The organism is Paenibacillus sp. FSL K6-1558, from assembly GCF_038002565.1.
Classification (GTDB): Bacteria; Bacillota; Bacilli; order Paenibacillales; family Paenibacillaceae; genus Paenibacillus; species Paenibacillus polysaccharolyticus.
Map to the genome: position 1 here is coordinate 4,518,640 of NZ_JBBOCV010000001.1, position 16,689 is coordinate 4,535,328.

A 16,689-nucleotide genomic window follows, 5' to 3' on the forward strand; every position below is an offset into this window, starting at 1 on the left:
CGGGGAGGAACTGGACAGCTGTCTGTCAGGTTTGAGCTGAGGTTTTATAATTTTGCACAATCTGCTCTGCCATCCGGCATACATTGTCCCGAATATGCAGAGGTTCCAGCACCTCCACGTCCGCGCCAAAACCGAGAATAAAGCCATATAGCCAGTTATCCTCAGGGAAAGCGATCTGGCTGATATAATACCCGTTCCCGTCAGGCAATACATTCTCAATCCCAAACCATTCTTCCGCGAGATGACGGGCACGGGCATGGAATTTCAGCGTGAGTCCAATGTGATTGTTCGGACGGCTCCATTCCTGCTGCCACGGTCTGTCCTGAAGATTGATGGATTGACGTTCAAAATGTTGTTCGGCAAGCACAACCTCTTTCATGCGAACCAGCTTGAACATACGGAATTCATTCCGTTCATGGCAAAAGGCGTACAGATACCACGCGTGCCTTTTCAGCACAAGGGTGTGTGGATCGACCGTGCGACAGGTCTCTGCACCTTCGGCGCTGCAATAGGCAAAATGAATGCATTGAAGTTGATCGATTCCCTGATCGATGACCTTTAATTTCTGTTGCAGTGCTTCAGGGTGAGTCCACGTTGAATAATCCACGATGAATCGGTGTGTGCTGGCCTGAAAATCTTCATTTTTGGCTTCCGGCACGATACTGCTCAGCTTCTCTACCAATAACTCACGCGCAGTATTCGTATGAGTGGTTGAGATGCTACGCAGCGCCGTGACGATGGAAGCGAGATCCTTGTCGGTTAACAGATTGCGATCCAGCCGGTAACCTTCTGCCAGTCCGATGCCACCGCTTGCGCCCTGATAGGTCACCACCGGAATTCCAGCTTGGCCTAAGGTGTCGATGTCTCGATAGATTGTACGAATAGACACTTCAAACATGTCTGCCAGGTCTTTGGCCTGTAATCGCCTGCGATTAATGAGCAGTACCACAATGGCTAACAAACGCTCCAGTTTCATAGATATATCTTCCTTTTTTATTAGTGTCTATATAAGTGGAATATTTCTTTTACACTTGAACGGAGAGGACAGAAAAAACCTGGAGAAGCAAAGCGGTCGCCTTTATCACCGGATTTTCCCTATAGAGAAGGGAATCAAAAAAATCTGGGGATAACAGCGATCGGAGGGTTATTCTGTCATCGGAGTGGACTGTGTAAAACTTGTTCTGCTTATATAACATTGCTTTCAATTGTGTATGTAGGAGTTATCTGTTAGATTCATAGGTATTATATGCTCAGCATCCCATATAGGAGTGAAATAAGCAATGAAGCGAATTACGATTCTGATTGCGGACGATGAAATAGAGATCGCGGATCTGGTTGCTTTACATTTACAAAAAGAAGGCTATCATACCGTCAAGGCTTCTGACGGACAGTCGGCACTACAGGCCGTTCAGACACACGCCATCGATCTGGCGGTACTGGACATTATGATGCCGGGTATGGACGGGTATGAGGTGACCCGTAAAATTCGGGAACAGCATCATTTTCCAATCATTTTCCTGAGTGCGAAAACGTCGGACATGGATAAAATTACAGGACTCGTGATGGGTGCCGATGATTATATGACCAAACCGTTTAATCCGATGGAGCTTGTGGCTCGCGTCAACTCTCAGCTACGGCGTGCTTTACAGTTCAGTCAGTCCACAGCTACGGCGCAGCGTTCTGTTTTGGAAAAGGGCGGACTTGTTATTGTCCCCGACCAACATAGCGTAACTCTTTACGGTAAACCGCTGGAGTTAACACCGAAGGAATTTGACATTTTAGTGTTACTTGCCAGCAATCCCAAACAGGTATTCAGCACAGAAATCATTTTTGAAAAGGTATGGGGCGAGGCTTATTTCGAGAGCGGTAATACCGTCATGGTACATATTCGAACACTGCGCAAGAAACTCGGAGAAGATGTGAACAAGAACAAGTTCATCAAAACCATCTGGGGTGTGGGGTACACGTTCAATGACTAAACGGAGAAGTTTTCGCACAACGATGATTATGATGCTTGGTCTGAGTATGTTGGCTTCTGGCGTCGTAACATTTATCGTGTATAAGCTGTTACAGATGTACTACGCAGGGGTGAGGCGGGAAGACCCGCTGGCGGAATATCGCAATATGATGAGAAGTATTGGCGATTTATATGTCTTTATGCTGCTCTTTATCCCGCTTGCGATTTTATTTTTCTACTTGTTTACCAGGCGCTATGTCACGTATTTCAAAGAGATTTCCGCGGGCATTAATCACTTGGCTAACGGGCATTTTGATCATCAGGTACAGATTGTGGCCAAAGACGAATTGGGTACGATTGCGGAAAGCGTCAATATGGCGAGCCAGAAGCTGCGAGAAGCGGTGAAACGAGGGGATTTTGCCGAGAACAGCAAAGACCAGCTCATCGTAAACCTTGCGCATGATCTGCGCACACCGCTGACCTCCGTACTGGGATATCTGGATTTGCTGATGAAGGATGAGCAGTTGACAGAGGAACAGGCGCGGCATTTCATCGCGATTGCGTTCACCAAGTCCCAGCGGCTTGAGAAGCTAATTGATGATCTGTTTGAGATTACACGAATGAACTACGGCATGTTACCTGTACGCAAAACGAGGCTGGACCTAAGCGAGCTGTTGAAGCAGATGAATGAGGAACTTTATCCTGTTTTTGAAAAAAACAATCTGGTCACCCGTTTACATATCGATAACGATCTTACCGTATCCGGAGATGGGGAGCTGCTCGCCCGTGTGTTCGAGAATCTGCTAATTAACGCTGCCAGACATGGCAAGGACGGTATGTACGTTGACATCAAAGGATTTCACGATGGAGGTCACGTTGTCATTCAGGTGACGAACTATGGGGGACATATTCATCCCGATGATCTGCCGCACATCTTCGACATGTATTATACCGGAGATCGTGCACGGACCGTACAAGAGGGAGGTACGGGGCTTGGACTGTTTATCGCACGTAATATCGTGGAGCAGCATGAAGGCGTAATATCGGCTGTAAGTGATGTGGTGCACACGATGTTTGAGGTTCGTCTACCTGTTTTCCAGCAGGTTTCTCATGAAACTTAAGAAAAATTTAAACATTGCCCTGCGTTTTCTTTAAATTGTTTTGTCTATCCTTGAATCATGAGAGGAAGGAGGAACAATCATGAAAAAGTGGGGCTTTCTACTATGCATCATTTTGGTTGGATATATCGTAACGCAATCAACGGCAGCTTTACAGCAAAAAGAGGGGGTGCCGATTGTTATTTTGGATACCGATGAGAAATACAGGGGGTACCATGAAGCTACAACTCAAGATATGAAACAGCAAATACATAAAGGCAATCTTGTTTTGGTCAATTCCAAGCATCCGATTCACCCGGAGGGTATTCGCTCCGATGTTGTATATGTAGCGGATGAAGAAGACTTGCTTCAGGGTTATGGCATCATGGATCAGACGTTGATGTTGTCTCGTGAGGTCACAGCAAAATTTCAGAAGATGGTTGAGGCTGCGGGTAAAGAGGGGGTGCGCTATTTCCTGATGAGCAGCGGGTACAGAGATTTTGAGAAGCAGGACGAGCTGTATCGGCAAAAGGGTTCAGACTACGCTTTGCCTGCAGGCTACAGCGAGCACAATCTGGGTTTATCCCTGGATATAGGTTCAAGTCTGGCCGCGATGAGCGAAGCTCCTGAGGGGGCATGGCTGGAGAAGAACGCGTGGAGATACGGTTTTATTTTGCGATATCCGAAAGATAAAGTGAACGTGACCGGCATTCAGTATGAACCCTGGCATTTCAGATATGTTGGCATGCCGCATAGTGCAGTGATGTACAAGAACCATATGGTTTTGGAAGAGTATCTGGAGATGTTAAGAGAAAAGAAAGACGTAAGCGTCGATCTGGACGGCGTTACATATGATATCCATTATTATCAGGTGTCGCAGGATGCGAAAATATATCTGCCAGAGAATGATGCCTATGACATCTCCGGTGATAATATGCAAGGAGTTATTGTTACGGTTGAAAAATCGTCTTGATGATGAGTATCAACCTAAGAGGACGGCCTGACGGAGGAGGAGGGAGAGACAGCATGAGACAGAACGAGCCGGACGAGCAGGTTAGGCAACAGGGTCAAAAAAATCACCCAAAAATCAAACTTTTTGATGACAACCAACGTCATAAGAATCATAGTCCCCATCGCAATGGGATCAAACCCAGTCCGCTTCGAATCGTCTGGATTGCCCTATTCGTGGTCTACCTCTATATGCTAACCAAGCTGATTTTATTTAAAGGAGGGCCCGTGGACGTAGGACTGGTATGGGACAGACTGATGGCGTTACTGCGTCAACCAGATCTGATTCATACACGAACTGTAAATCTGACGCCATTTCAGGAGATCAAGCGAGACTGGCATAGTCTCTCCGTTCATCACCGATCGGGAACAGCCATTCACTTGGTGGGTAATATACTTGCATTTGTACCGTTTGGTGTATGGATTACGGGTCTGGTACGCCATTCTTTTTTCGCCGGGATTCATGTGCTGTTCCTATCCTTTTTACTTAGCCTGGGGTATGAAGTGACACAGTTGCTGACGGGGATGGGCATCTTTGATGTGGATGATCTTATGCTGAATACACTTGGTGGAATGATCGGATATGTGTTGTATATCGTGTTACTGGTATTGAACAGGCTATTCACTGGAGGAAGATCGAGAGTAGTGGTGAATAACTAGGCGACTGGCGATGAAATCACAGGAGAGTAACTGTGAGAATCGCGATGTAAATCACTGGGAGAGTAATTAAGCGAAAGAGTGATCGTGATAACTGTGGGAGAGAGGCCCATGTTTCGTGGCCTGCCTAAGGAGGGATTACACTGATTATTATCGCTGTGCTGTTGATTAGTGCAGGGTTTATGTTTCTGGTATATCCGCAGAGTACAACAGGTGCCACAGATCAGCAAATCAAGGATCGTCGTTTTCTAGCGAGGTGGATAGGAGCAACTTTGATCGTCATGTCGTGTTTATTTCTGATGATGGGAACCATGCAACTGTTCGATCAATCCTCACATTATATTGGACATTAAGCGAATCTCCCTATGAACGCACAGCTTGTAGCGATGCGTGAGAGGGAGTTTTTTTATAAAGACACGAAGGTGGCGGGGATTTTTAAAAACCCTGGAAACTCGAAAACCAAAAACCAAAAACCAAAAACCCAAACCCAAAAACCCAAACCCAAAAAACCTAACCCTATAATTATCAATGTTCTGTCTCTCTCGTAGCGCTAACGATCATGACAGAGCTTATTTGGTTGATTTAGCCAGCTTATAACTTCTAACGATCACCAGAAACGCTATTTTCTCAATTTTAGCTGAAATCGGGATAAATCGGGGAGGATTTACTTCAATAGCGTTCCTACGGATCGTTAGAATTTCACAAGGCCTATTTGGCGCCCAATAAGGCTCCTCATGATCGTTAGAGTCGTTAGCATTTTGGCTGCCGGTGTCATTGACGTTGATTTCTTAACTTCAGAAACGTTCCTGCGACGGATACAATTTTGCTTTGTTCGCCAGCGGGGGATTTTCACCTTAAAGTTACACTCTAGAGCATTGATTTGAGTAGTTTTTAGCGGAGCATTTTGTGATACTTCTTCATCGTTGTAGTGGAGAGACATCTAATGAGATAAAGAAAAGACGATTCACCTATTACCTGTATGTTCACTATACTTGAAGGAGGGTTCGAATTGATTCTGTTAGCTAAACAGCTTGCCGGAAGAATGAGAGCGCTGATCGCTATCGAAAGTGAGATCGCAGACGCAACACATAGACAAGAAGAGGAACAGGCCATACGAGCGTTGGAAAAGGAGAGATCCACACAGATTCGTAGCTTCACACGTGATGAATTATTGGTTATCAAAACGGTTATGAATATTGGCCGATGCGAAAGAGGTTATCGTTATTATGCCAACTCAGAGAATCCAGATTATTATGAGATCATTCACCTGTCCATTGAGCTGAACGAGCATGAGTTGATGCAGAAGTATTCATATTATCTGGTACATAAAACAGAACACGAGCTTGCAGATAGAATTGAGTATTATACGGCTGTTTCTGAACAACTGAAGGAAGGTATGGCTATTCTGAAACTCTAGGAGGCAGATCGGATGATTATGAAAATTTCGTATTACACTCCTGACGGTTTCTATTATTATGTCCCTGACGAGTATGCAGAGCAGATCGAAGCGTGGAGAAATGAATTTTCTGATTTTTTGCAAAGCATTGAAGGTAAACATCCGTTCACTCAATATATGGAATCGATTAATTTCGATGATGAACTGGAATATGGGGTGTTTATTCGCAGTTACGGCGGGGATGATTTTATGGATTGGATCAACGTCGAAAAGTTGAAAAGCAGGGGAATCTATCGTATAGCTGCACCACCAGACGATTCAGAGGTGGGAATCAGGATTGATTTTTGAGTAGATTGGGGTCCCAACTCAACTCAAGCTGAGTTCCCAACTCAATAAATCAAAAATCAAAAGCCCCGCTTCATCGTGCAGGCTGCACATGAAGCGGGGCTTTGCTATCTCATTTTATCCCATGAAAGATTAAGGGGATTACGCTTTTTTCATCATTTGACGCAATACCGTTTGCAGGATACCGCCGTTGTGGTAGTAATCCACATCAACCATACTGTCCAGACGAGCAATAACAGGGAAGTCGAACTGTGTACCGTCTTCACGAGTTACGGTTACTTTCAATTCTTGACCTGGTTTCACATCGTTGCTCAGACCTGTGATGTCAAACGTCTCACGTCCGTTCAGGCCGAGGCTGGACCAGCCGTGACCTTCCTGGAATTGCAATGGCATAACGCCCATACCTACCAAGTTACTGCGGTGGATACGCTCGAAACTTTCCGCGATAACGGCTTTGACGCCGAGCAAGAACGTTCCTTTGGCTGCCCAGTCACGGGAGCTTCCTGTACCATATTCTTTACCTGCGATAACGATCAGGTTCTGTCCTTCATCCTGATACTTCATGGAAGCATCGTAGATGGACATCTCTTCGTCTGTTGGCAAGTATTTCGTAATACCGCCTTCAGTTCCTGGAGCTACCTGGTTACGAATACGGATGTTGGCGAATGTACCACGCATCATGACTTCATGGTTACCACGGCGTGAACCGTAGGAGTTGAAGTCTTTGCGCTCTACGCCATGCTCTTTCAGATACAATCCAGCTGGACTGGACGGAGCAATGTTACCTGCTGGTGAAATATGGTCCGTTGTTACGGAGTCACCCAGCAATGCCATTACACGTGCAGCGCGGATATCGGAGATATCGTTCAGCTTGTCACCAAGCTCTTGGAAGAATGGCGGGTTCTGGATATAAGTGGAGTTCGGGTCCCACTCGTACAGTTCGCCTTCCGGTACAGCAATTTGGTTCCAACGCTCATTGGCAGTAAATACGTTCTCGTACTTGTTGCGGAACATCTGTGCATTCAGGGAGCTTGCAATCGCATCCTTGATCTCTTCGGAGCTAGGCCAGATGTCTTTCAGGAATACAGGTTGATTATTTTGGTCGTGACCGATTGGATCGGTTTCGAAGTCAATATCAACTGTACCTGCCAGTGCGTAAGCAACAACCAGCGGTGGAGAAGCCAAGTAGTTCGCTTTTACTTGTGCGTGTACACGGCCTTCGAAGTTACGGTTACCGGACAATACAGCCGCTACAGTCATATCGTTGGCAGAGATCGCTTCGCTCACTTCATCCGGCAGTGGACCGGAGTTACCGATACATGTTGCACAGCCGTAACCGGCTACGTTGAATCCGAGTTGGTCAAGATAAGGGATCAGACCTGCTTTTTCCAGATACTCGGTAACGACGAGGGAACCTGGAGTCAAGCTGCTTTTCACATATCCTGGTTTAGTGAGACCAAGTTCAACCGCTTTTTTTGCGAGCAAACCAGCACCGACCATAACGCTAGGGTTGGATGTATTCGTACAGCTTGTGATCGCCGCGATGACTACAGCTCCAGCTTTCATCTCAGTAGTGGAACCGTCAGGGTGCTTCACAGGCACTTTTTGTTCAATCTTCTCATCGCTCAGTCCATATCCGCCTTTGTCGACAGGAGTACGGATGATACTGTTGAAGCTTTCTTTCATTTGTGTCAGCTCGATACGGTCTTGTGGACGTTTTGGTCCTGCAAGACTTGGTACAACGGAGCCGAGATCCAATTCAATTACATCCGTGAATTCCGGATCAACGGTGCTGGAAGTACGGAACATGCCTTGAGCTTTGTAATAAGCTTCAACCAGTTCTACTTGCTCGTCGGAACGTCCAGTGCTGCGCAGGTAGTTCAACGTTTCGCTGTCTACCGGGAAGAAACCGATCGTTGCGCCGTATTCCGGTGCCATGTTGGCAACTGTTGCACGGTCAGCAAGACCGATGTTGGCAAGACCTGGTCCGTAGAACTCAACGAATTTGCCGACAACGCCTTTTTTACGAAGCATTTGAGTAACGGTGAGCGCGAGGTCAGTTGCTGTTGCGCCTTCGCTCAGGCTACCTGTCAATTTGAAACCGATAACGTCTGGTGTTACAAAATAAAGCGGTTGGCCAAGCATACCTGCTTCGGCCTCGATACCACCTACACCCCAGCCGACAACGCCGAGACCGTTGATCATAGTGGTGTGGGAGTCTGTACCCACGAGGGAATCCGGGAATACAACCGTTTCGCCATCAACTGTTTTGGTTGCAGCCACGGAAGCAAGGTACTCCAGGTTAACCTGGTGAACGATCCCTGTGGATGGTGGAACAGCACGGAAGTTGTTGAATGCCGTTTGTGCCCAACGAAGGAAGCGATAACGTTCTTCGTTACGCTCGAATTCAACTTTGATGTTGTAATCAAGTGCATCACTGGTTCCGAAAGCATCAACCATAACGGAGTGGTCAATAACGAGATCAACGGGAACGAGCGGGTTGATCTGTTTTGGATCTCCGCCTGCTTTTTTCACGGTGTCACGCATTGCTGCAAGGTCAACAACAACCGGTACACCCGTGAAATCCTGCAATACGATCCGCGCAGGGATAAACGGAATTTCCTTATTATTATCACGGCCTTCAGCCCAGCCAGTCAGTTGTTTAACGTGTTCTTCGGTGATAGCACGTCCGTCGTATTGACGAATCGCTGCTTCAAGCAGAACTTTAATCGAGAAGGGAAGCTTGGAAAGGTCGCCGTGGCCGCCTTCCTGAAGAGCGTCAAGACTGTAGTAGCGGTAAGACTTGCCTCCAACCTCAAGCGTACGAGCGGCGGAGAAATGGTTCTTGGCTGACATACATGTACCTCCTTAAAATGTGTCGGTGAGATGAAGAAAACGTTCATTTCTAAATGAAGAACAGGCCTTCACCGTTCCGTGTTCTTGTTCAGTGGTTTCATCAGATGAAACATAATTTCAAAATCATAACTTTAGTTCTAAGTATACCGTTTTCACATCCGTACGTAAAGGGCTTTTTGCCTGTTCAAGCAAGCGTTTGAAAGGATGAAGGCGTTTTCTACATTCTGGTATGAGCGTGGATGATTTTGATCTTTTCAGGTCACAGATTTAGCTGCGTTATTTGAGCTGTGCACATACAACCGAGGTTCCTTTCATATGAATAATAGGAGCAGACTGAACTCATGCCAAAGGGGGACACAAGCTTGGAACGCGAATGGAAGAGTGCCTTATATACGTACGTCAACCAGTACAATCGCTGTGAGATCGATTACCGTCCACAGACGAGTGAACGGATCGTAACCGATCCCGAATTTGTGGTGGAACGGGGAGAACGCATGGCAAGGCTGGATGAATGGTATCGCAAACGGCGCGCCGTACCTCTTCGCAGCGAGACCAGCGCCAAGCTTGTGCGTACACTCATTGATGGATCTGAAGAAGCGGTGGTGGAAGTGCAACTGTACAGCAGGTTGTTCTATGAGAAGAGTGGCATCACTCACCGGGAAGATCGGATCGAACGGGAGCGATTAACCTTTTTGCGCGAAAATGGCCATTGGAGTATAGCGCGTGTGGAAAGAGAAGTGCCGGAGCGCCGTCCAGCGGGGGAAGGACGGCCGTATCAACAAGCTGATTTTGTACAGGCGGTGAATCGGCCGCTTCTGAATCGGGAAGTATTGGGTCAAGGCAGAAGTGCCAAAAGGCATATATATCGTCGGGATCTGGCCGTGGCCTACGCAGATCGATGGTGGAATGCAGGCAATCCGGCATATGAAGAATTCGATGTGGACTGCACGAATTATGTGTCCCAGTGTCTCTTTGCAGGGGAAGCACCCATCCACTATACTGGTAGAAGAGAAGCGGGCTGGTGGTATAAAGGGTATGTGAACGGCGCGGAAATGTGGAGTTATAGCTGGGCTGTATCCAACAGTCTGGCAAGATATCTGTCGGGAAGTAGCTGGGGGCTGACGGCCACCGAAGTGGATCGTCCTGAGCAGCTTATGCTCGGAGATGTCATTTTCTATGATTGGGACGGCGATGGAAGGTTCCAGCACAGCACGGTTGTTACCGCTTTTGACGCGGGGGGGATGCCGCTGGTGAACGCACATACGGTGAGCAGTCGCCATCGTTACTGGGATTACCGGGATTCCTATGCCTGGACGGAGCGGACGGTATATCGACTTTTTCATATCGCGGACGAATTTTAACAGGGAAAGATTTGCGAGATTCGGTGACGCAGACAGCCCGTTCCGTGTAAAATAAGAACAGAGACCGGAAGCAGCAGGACAATAGCCTGTAACGGCTGCGCAGATAGCATCACGTACAGATATAATCGGAGGTTACGCATGAGTATGGATAAATTAAAAGTAGGCGTCGTATATGGCGGAAAATCAGGTGAGCACGAGGTATCGCTGCAAACGGCGTTTGCTGTAACAAATGCATTTGATTACGAGAAGTATGAACTGGTTCCTTTTTATATCTCCAAGCAGGGGACATGGAAAAAAGGAGCCGTGATGAATGCACCTTTTGCACGTATTGAAGATCTTAAACTGGAAAACTTTGCGGGCGGCACACAGGACGCACTGAACGCATTATTCGCACGATTGTACGGTGGAGCGGAGGCACTGGACATTATGTTCCCGTTGCTTCACGGCACGTTTGGTGAAGATGGCACGATCCAGGGTATGTTCGAGATGGCGGATATGCCGTATGTTGGCGCAGGGGTGCTAGCTTCGGCAGGCGGCATGGACAAAGTAGTTATGAAAAAACTGTTCGCTCAAGCCGGGATTGACCAGTGTGCCTTCACGTATTTTAACGCGACACAATGGAAACAGACGGAACACGAAATGATCGTACAGGTCGAAGACCAGCTGGGTTACCCGTGTTTCATCAAACCGGCTAACCTTGGCTCTAGTGTAGGCATTTCCAAAGCGCGTAACCGCGATGAACTGAAAACAGCGATTGAGTTTGCACTCCGGTATGATACCAAAGTAGTCATTGAGGAATTTGTGGAAGCACGTGAGGTTGAAGTTAGTGTGCTCGGAAATGATGAACCGATGGCTTCGGTTCCAGGCGAGATTGTATCCTCTGGTGAGTATTACGATTATGCAGCCAAATACATCGATGGCCAGTCCCAGATGCTGATTCCTGCACCGCTCGACCCTGAGGCAGCAGATCGCATTCGTGAAGCGGCTTTGCAGGCGTTCCGTGCCATTGAGGGTAACGGTATCTCTCGCGCAGATTTCTTCATTCGCAAGTCGGATGGAGCGCTGCTGATTAACGAAGTGAACACGATGCCTGGCTTCACCCCGTACAGCATGTACCCGCTCTTGTGGCGCGAGACAGGTGTGTCATATGCTGAATTGCTGGATCGCATGATCGAACTGGGACTGGAGCGGTATAACCGCAAACAGGCACTGAATTACGAAAACGGCGTTCAGGCATAGCCTGGACGATCCGCTATCCAAGCTAGATTTCCACTATCAGGAGATTGGGAGGAATGTGCATGGGATTTCAGACAGAGTTTAATTCCGTATGTAAATTCAAGAGCGAACAAGAGTTATTTGAACTGCTGGAATACGGCCGCGGCAAAATGGTCAAACAAGGCTTTCGGGTATTTCCTACCGGGCAGAAGGTCATTGCTTACACTCCGGACAATGTAGCGGTGGCTATTGTGAAAATTGTGGCTTCCATTGCGGAAATCAATTTTCAGAACCAAGAAGTAACGGAAGTAGAGATGCAGCTTATTCGCAAGCTGACCGAGGAAGAATCACGCATCCAGACGGCGCTTGCCGATGAGATGTTCTTTGGGGAACAGGCTGAGGGTTAGAGTCTACCGTTGGGTACGATCATAGAGCCTTATAGGGTCTATCTCCTGTAAGAGAGCGATCGGCCGGATTTGCAATCACGGGATTACGCTCCCCTGTTTAGGGTAAAACTTGGTTATATACCATGTCGGCTTAGCTTCGCGGCTGTCTTCAGTCGTGCAAGTCTGTCCGTCCTAAACAGAGAGGAAGAAATTCATGCTTGTACGTTTCGGTTACGTGGCGATGTCGGTGCTGGTGGAGAATGCTTCGCCTTCCAAGACGATGACAATGGCTAGTTTTAATAAAATCGGCGACAGGGAAGCGGCGATTCGCAAGCTGGAACGCATTGCAGCCGAGAACCTGCACAATACCTTACGTTTGCTCCGGCACAATAAAGGAAGTCATATTCATGTATATCGCTTTTCTTCGAAATTAATTCCACTGGCTACCCATGAAGATTTGAGTGACTGGGACCCGTTTCCGGCACTGAAACCGGATTTCGAAGCCATTGGCGACTTCGTGAAGGAAAATCAGATGCGCGTATCCTTTCATCCAGATCATTTTACCGTACTAAGCACCCCTCGCGAAGAGGTGTTGCGTAACTCGATGAAGGATCTTCGTCATCATGTCCGAATGCTGGATGCCATGGGCCTCAATGCGACAGCCAAGAACAATATTCATATCGGTGGTGCATACGGGGACAAGCCTTCGGCTGCACGGCGTTTTGAAGAAAATTTCCTGAAGCTGGATCGGGATATTCAGGAGCGACTTACGCTTGAAAATGATGATAAAACGTTCAATTCACCTGAGACACTCGCGGTATGTCAGAACATTGGGTTACCGATGGTGCTGGATATTCATCACCAGTGGGTGAATAACGAAGGCGAGCAGCCATGGGAGCTGTGGCCGGATATTTTAAAGACCTGGCAATCACCGCTTGCCCAGGCCGATGCACCTCCAAACCAGCCATTAGTCCCCAAAATCCATGTATCCAGCCCGAAGAGTGAAAAGGACCCTCGTGGTCATGCGGATGGAGTAGAGGTTGAGCCCATACTTGATTTTCTGCGTCATATTGCAGCGGATACACCGGCCCTTGATGTCATGATTGAAGCGAAGCGCAAGGATGAAGCCCTGGTGCAACTGATGCAGAAACTGGCCTTTTTTCAGGATGAAGGTGTTGAATGGGTGGACGAGTCCACGGTACGAATTCATCCGTGAAGCCAAAAGGGGCTTGGACAGCAAGAAACTTTACGAATGCTCAGACGTATACTTCTAACAAGTATTTTTAACTTTTTCGTAGATTGATATAGAAAGTAGAGTGAACGCTTTGAGTGAAAAGGAAAAGGTACCTTATGTCGTGACAAGCAAAAGCTATACTGCCGTTGCCATTAATGCTGCGTCCAAGGCGGGAGAGTGGATCAAGAGCCGTCTGGGTACGGTAAGTGAACTCGGAACGAAGTATTCTCCTCAAGATCTGGTGACCGAAGTGGATAAAGGTGCAGAGCAGATGATTCGGCGCCTGATTCTGACGCATTTTCCAGACCACGCTATTCTGGGGGAAGAGGGAGTTGAACCGGGGCCTGAAGCTTCAGCAAGAGCGCTGAAAGAGGCAGCAGAGGAAGAGTATCTCTGGATTGTTGATCCGGTGGATGGAACGACGAACTTTGTGCACGGATTCCCATTCTATTCGGTGTCCATTGCGCTTGCACATAAGGGTGAAGTGATTGTGGGTGTTATCTATGATCCTTCCCGTGACGAATTATTTGTTGCGGAAAAAGGAAAAGGAGCCTATGTGCACGGAAACCGGATGACAGTATCGGGTGAGGAAACACTAACGCAGAGCCTCGTAGCGGTAGGCTTCCCGGCGGATACTACGTTTGCGTTGCCACTGAATATGGCCGCTGTTCAGGCCCTTGCTCCGCAGGTGCGCAATCTGCGTGCTGGTGGTTCTGCTGCCATTCATCTTGCTTATGTTGCTGCGGGGCGACTGAGTGCTTATACGGAAGTGGGGCTCAAGCCGTGGGACATTGCCGCAGGTGCGCTATTGGTTGCGGAATCTGGCGGTAAGGTGACGGATACAATCGGAACACCGTACACGTTAGCGGTGAATCATATCGTGGCCAGCAATGGCAAGATTCATGAGGCGTTGACGGATGTACTTAAAGAAGCTAAGGCTACCGGACTGGAGTAATCTGAAGGCAGCTTTGGTTTGGTATAAGTTAATTAATATAATTTGAACTATTCTTTTACACGTTAACGAAGGGGACAGAAAAAACCTGGAAAAGCGAAGCGTTCGCCTGAAAGCTTTCTGCAAGAAAGTTGCATCGGAAGCATACGCTTATCACCGGATTATCCCCTTTGGAAAAGGGAATTCAAAAAATCTGGGGATAACAACTACCCTCAAGGCTATTCTGTCATCGGAGTGGACTGTGTAAAATCTTTAGTTTAACTTATATACTATTATATCAAAGGAGCGAATAACGATGGATGAATCCAAAGAACTGGAACGACGGCTTAGCGACATGCTGACGGAAGGAGATATGGAAGCGTCCGGTGATGCTGAAGAGCAAGAACGTCAGCTCATTCCTCCGAAGTACGAGGTGCGTATTCAGACAGAACGAGATCCGATTGTGGAGGAAACGTTAAAGTATCGTACCATGGCTCGTGAACTGGATGATCGATATGACCCGTATGTGGATCGTGCTGCCGGGCAGGGAGCCAGGGCAAATGGTGAACCAACGCCGAGTCAGCCTGCAGATCAAGATCAAGTTAGGGATTCAGATTCGGATAGCGAAGCGTAACATACAGGAAACATATGACCATTAATGGACATACCATCATAAGGATATACATTCTCAATAGGATTGCTCTCATACGATAGAGACGGATTCTAACAATAATAGACTTCCCGGCATAGGGAAGTCTATTATTTTGCGCGCACATTTAGGCAAGAGGACAAAGCTATATTTGAAGTGATAGAATAGAGGTACACAAGCATATGTCATCGGAATGAATGGTGTACTATATAATCGTGTAAATGTTGGATTTAACTAAAGGAGTGTTCACAAGAATGAAGCGTAAACGTATTTGGAAAAACACCGCCGCAGGGCTGAGTGCCAGCATGCTGGCAGGTATGCTGCTACTTACACCGTCCACATTACCGGCACATGCTGCTGACGCCAAAACGGGCGTATTACCTGTGGCTTCAAATGAAGCATCGCTTACGGCAACCAAGAAAGATGCTACTGCGGTAACCAAAGAGTTCCGGATCGTCACATTGGGTGACTCCATTACCGTAGGATATGAGCCAAAGATGACCACATTGCCTTATGGTTACGTTGAGCGTTTGCAAGAACAAGGCTTGCTCCATGGGCGCACACAAGTAGATAACTTCGGCATCGCTGGACTTAAAACGAGCGGTTTGAAGAACTTCACCGATGCGATCAAGGAAGGCAAGACGCTGACTTCTGAAGCCATTCAACCGAGTCTGCCTGATCCAAGAGCAGGACAGATTGGAGCTAATACAGCTGCGATTCGTGAAAGCATTGCACAGGCTAATCTCGTTGCGATGACAATTGGTGGCAATGATGTTTCGGAGCTTCTAGGTACAGCCAACACGATGAGCGAGCAAGAACTCCAAGAGAAAGTAAAAGAACTGCTTTCAATGTATACAACCAATGTTACTGCTATCATTAATGATATTCATGCGATTAATCCATCTGCCCGGATTGTTATTGCTGACCAGTATCAGCCGATGCCCGAAGTAGCGGGCAAAGAGCTATATGCCAAGCTGATGCAGGCTTCCCAGGGATTCACACAAACGATTGACGGCATTGCTGCTCAGTTCACAGCTAAGGGTGCAGATGTGAAAGTAGCCCATGTAGCCAAAGATTTTGTGGGCGGTGAAGGCACGATGACACATATGATCAAAAATCGCGATTTCCACCCGAATCAGCTTGGATATGCTGCTATTGCTGAAGAGTTTGCGAAAACCATCTGGGGTGACTACACGAAACTGACCGCGCCAGATGCAGGCCAACCGATGAACATCATCGTAAATGGCAAGATGTTGAACACACCGTATAAACCAGTTATTCGTAACGGCAAAAACTTCGTCGCGATCCAGGATATCGTGAATGCGGTGGGTGCCAAAACCGTTTGGGATAACAAAACGTCAACGGCAACCATAACCTACGGTGACCGCACAGTAGCTGTGAAGATCGGAGCGAATGCCGTGAAAGTGAACGGTGCATCCGTTGCAGTGGACACTCCGGCCTTCCTGAACAAAGTAGGCAAAGAAGCCAAAACGTATGTACCTGTGGCTATGGTAGCCGAAGGTCTTGGTTTTGATGTGCAGTATATCGCGAAGCTTAAAACGGTATTTGTAAATCCATAAAGTTTTTAATAGGGTTA

16 protein-coding genes are annotated in these 16,689 nt (G+C 47.4%); 14 read left to right on the top strand and 2 right to left on the bottom strand.

The window, feature by feature from the left end; translation table 11 throughout:
* Positions 1 to 25: 25 nt before the first annotated feature.
* Positions 26 to 976, bottom strand: coding sequence for a helix-turn-helix transcriptional regulator (locus MHI38_RS19710; protein ID WP_090924566.1), 951 nt, complete (start codon positions 974 to 976; stop codon positions 26 to 28).
* A 304-nt stretch (positions 977 to 1,280) separates the two neighbouring features.
* On the opposite strand from MHI38_RS19710, the gene MHI38_RS19715 reads away from it, so the two are divergent.
* The 7 genes from MHI38_RS19715 to MHI38_RS19745 all read left to right on the top strand — a co-directional run bounded on the left by MHI38_RS19715 (position 1,281) and on the right by MHI38_RS19745 (position 6,463).
* A complete protein-coding gene (locus MHI38_RS19715) occupies positions 1,281 to 1,979 on the top strand; it encodes a response regulator transcription factor (protein ID WP_090924565.1) in 699 nt (232 codons plus the stop codon).
* Positions 1,972 to 3,078 (top strand): HAMP domain-containing sensor histidine kinase, encoded by a 1,107-nt coding sequence (locus MHI38_RS19720; RefSeq protein WP_341181556.1) that lies wholly within the window; start codon positions 1,972 to 1,974, stop codon positions 3,076 to 3,078. Before MHI38_RS19715 ends, MHI38_RS19720 begins: the two co-directional genes overlap by 8 nt.
* A 79-nt stretch (positions 3,079 to 3,157) precedes the next feature.
* Positions 3,158 to 4,027 (top strand): D-alanyl-D-alanine carboxypeptidase family protein, encoded by an 870-nt coding sequence (locus tag MHI38_RS19725; protein WP_154891905.1) that lies wholly within the window; start codon positions 3,158 to 3,160, stop codon positions 4,025 to 4,027.
* A 53-nt stretch (positions 4,028 to 4,080) separates the two neighbouring features.
* Positions 4,081 to 4,722: a VanZ family protein gene (locus tag MHI38_RS19730; protein WP_308723493.1), complete on the top strand. Its 642-nt coding sequence runs from the start codon at positions 4,081 to 4,083 to the stop codon at positions 4,720 to 4,722.
* Between the two features lie 155 nt (positions 4,723 to 4,877).
* Positions 4,878 to 5,072 carry a hypothetical protein gene (locus MHI38_RS19735; protein WP_154891907.1) on the top strand — a complete coding sequence of 65 codons (195 nt, stop codon included), beginning with the start codon at positions 4,878 to 4,880 and terminating at the stop codon, positions 5,070 to 5,072.
* A gap of 656 nt (positions 5,073 to 5,728) precedes the next feature.
* Positions 5,729 to 6,136: a hypothetical protein gene (locus tag MHI38_RS19740; protein WP_154891908.1), complete on the top strand. Its 408-nt coding sequence runs from the start codon at positions 5,729 to 5,731 to the stop codon at positions 6,134 to 6,136.
* Between the two features lie 12 nt (positions 6,137 to 6,148).
* Positions 6,149 to 6,463, top strand: coding sequence for a hypothetical protein (locus MHI38_RS19745; RefSeq protein ID WP_154891909.1), 315 nt, complete (start codon positions 6,149 to 6,151; stop codon positions 6,461 to 6,463).
* A gap of 138 nt (positions 6,464 to 6,601) precedes the next feature.
* Here the strand turns inward: MHI38_RS19745 and acnA are convergent, their stop codons facing one another.
* Positions 6,602 to 9,316: an aconitate hydratase AcnA gene (gene acnA, locus MHI38_RS19750; RefSeq protein ID WP_154891911.1), complete on the bottom strand. Its 2,715-nt coding sequence runs from the start codon at positions 9,314 to 9,316 to the stop codon at positions 6,602 to 6,604.
* Positions 9,317 to 9,657: 341 nt separating this feature from the next.
* On the opposite strand from acnA, the gene MHI38_RS19755 reads away from it, so the two are divergent.
* From MHI38_RS19755 to MHI38_RS19785, 7 genes are all read left to right on the top strand, one after another.
* On the top strand, positions 9,658 to 10,677 hold the full coding sequence (locus MHI38_RS19755; RefSeq protein ID WP_090924557.1) for an amidase domain-containing protein: 1,020 nt from the start codon (positions 9,658 to 9,660) through the stop codon (positions 10,675 to 10,677).
* A 138-nt stretch (positions 10,678 to 10,815) separates the two neighbouring features.
* Positions 10,816 to 11,916 (top strand): D-alanine--D-alanine ligase, encoded by a 1,101-nt coding sequence (locus MHI38_RS19760; protein WP_154891913.1) that lies wholly within the window; start codon positions 10,816 to 10,818, stop codon positions 11,914 to 11,916.
* A gap of 59 nt (positions 11,917 to 11,975) precedes the next feature.
* The gene (locus MHI38_RS19765) at positions 11,976 to 12,299 is read left to right on the top strand and encodes a hypothetical protein (RefSeq protein WP_090924555.1); all 324 of its coding nucleotides are present in this window, start codon (positions 11,976 to 11,978) and stop codon (positions 12,297 to 12,299) included.
* 193 nt (positions 12,300 to 12,492) lie between these two features.
* Positions 12,493 to 13,494 (top strand): UV DNA damage repair endonuclease UvsE, encoded by a 1,002-nt coding sequence (gene uvsE / locus MHI38_RS19770; protein WP_341181557.1) that lies wholly within the window; start codon positions 12,493 to 12,495, stop codon positions 13,492 to 13,494.
* Between the two features lie 109 nt (positions 13,495 to 13,603).
* Complete coding sequence (locus MHI38_RS19775; protein ID WP_244159478.1) at positions 13,604 to 14,467, top strand: inositol monophosphatase family protein; 864 nt, start codon at positions 13,604 to 13,606, stop codon at positions 14,465 to 14,467.
* Between the two features lie 292 nt (positions 14,468 to 14,759).
* Positions 14,760 to 15,077 (top strand): hypothetical protein, encoded by a 318-nt coding sequence (locus tag MHI38_RS19780; protein WP_341181558.1) that lies wholly within the window; start codon positions 14,760 to 14,762, stop codon positions 15,075 to 15,077.
* A gap of 269 nt (positions 15,078 to 15,346) precedes the next feature.
* Positions 15,347 to 16,672: a stalk domain-containing protein gene (locus tag MHI38_RS19785; protein ID WP_341181559.1), complete on the top strand. Its 1,326-nt coding sequence runs from the start codon at positions 15,347 to 15,349 to the stop codon at positions 16,670 to 16,672.
* The last annotated feature ends 17 nt before the right edge of the window (positions 16,673 to 16,689 follow it).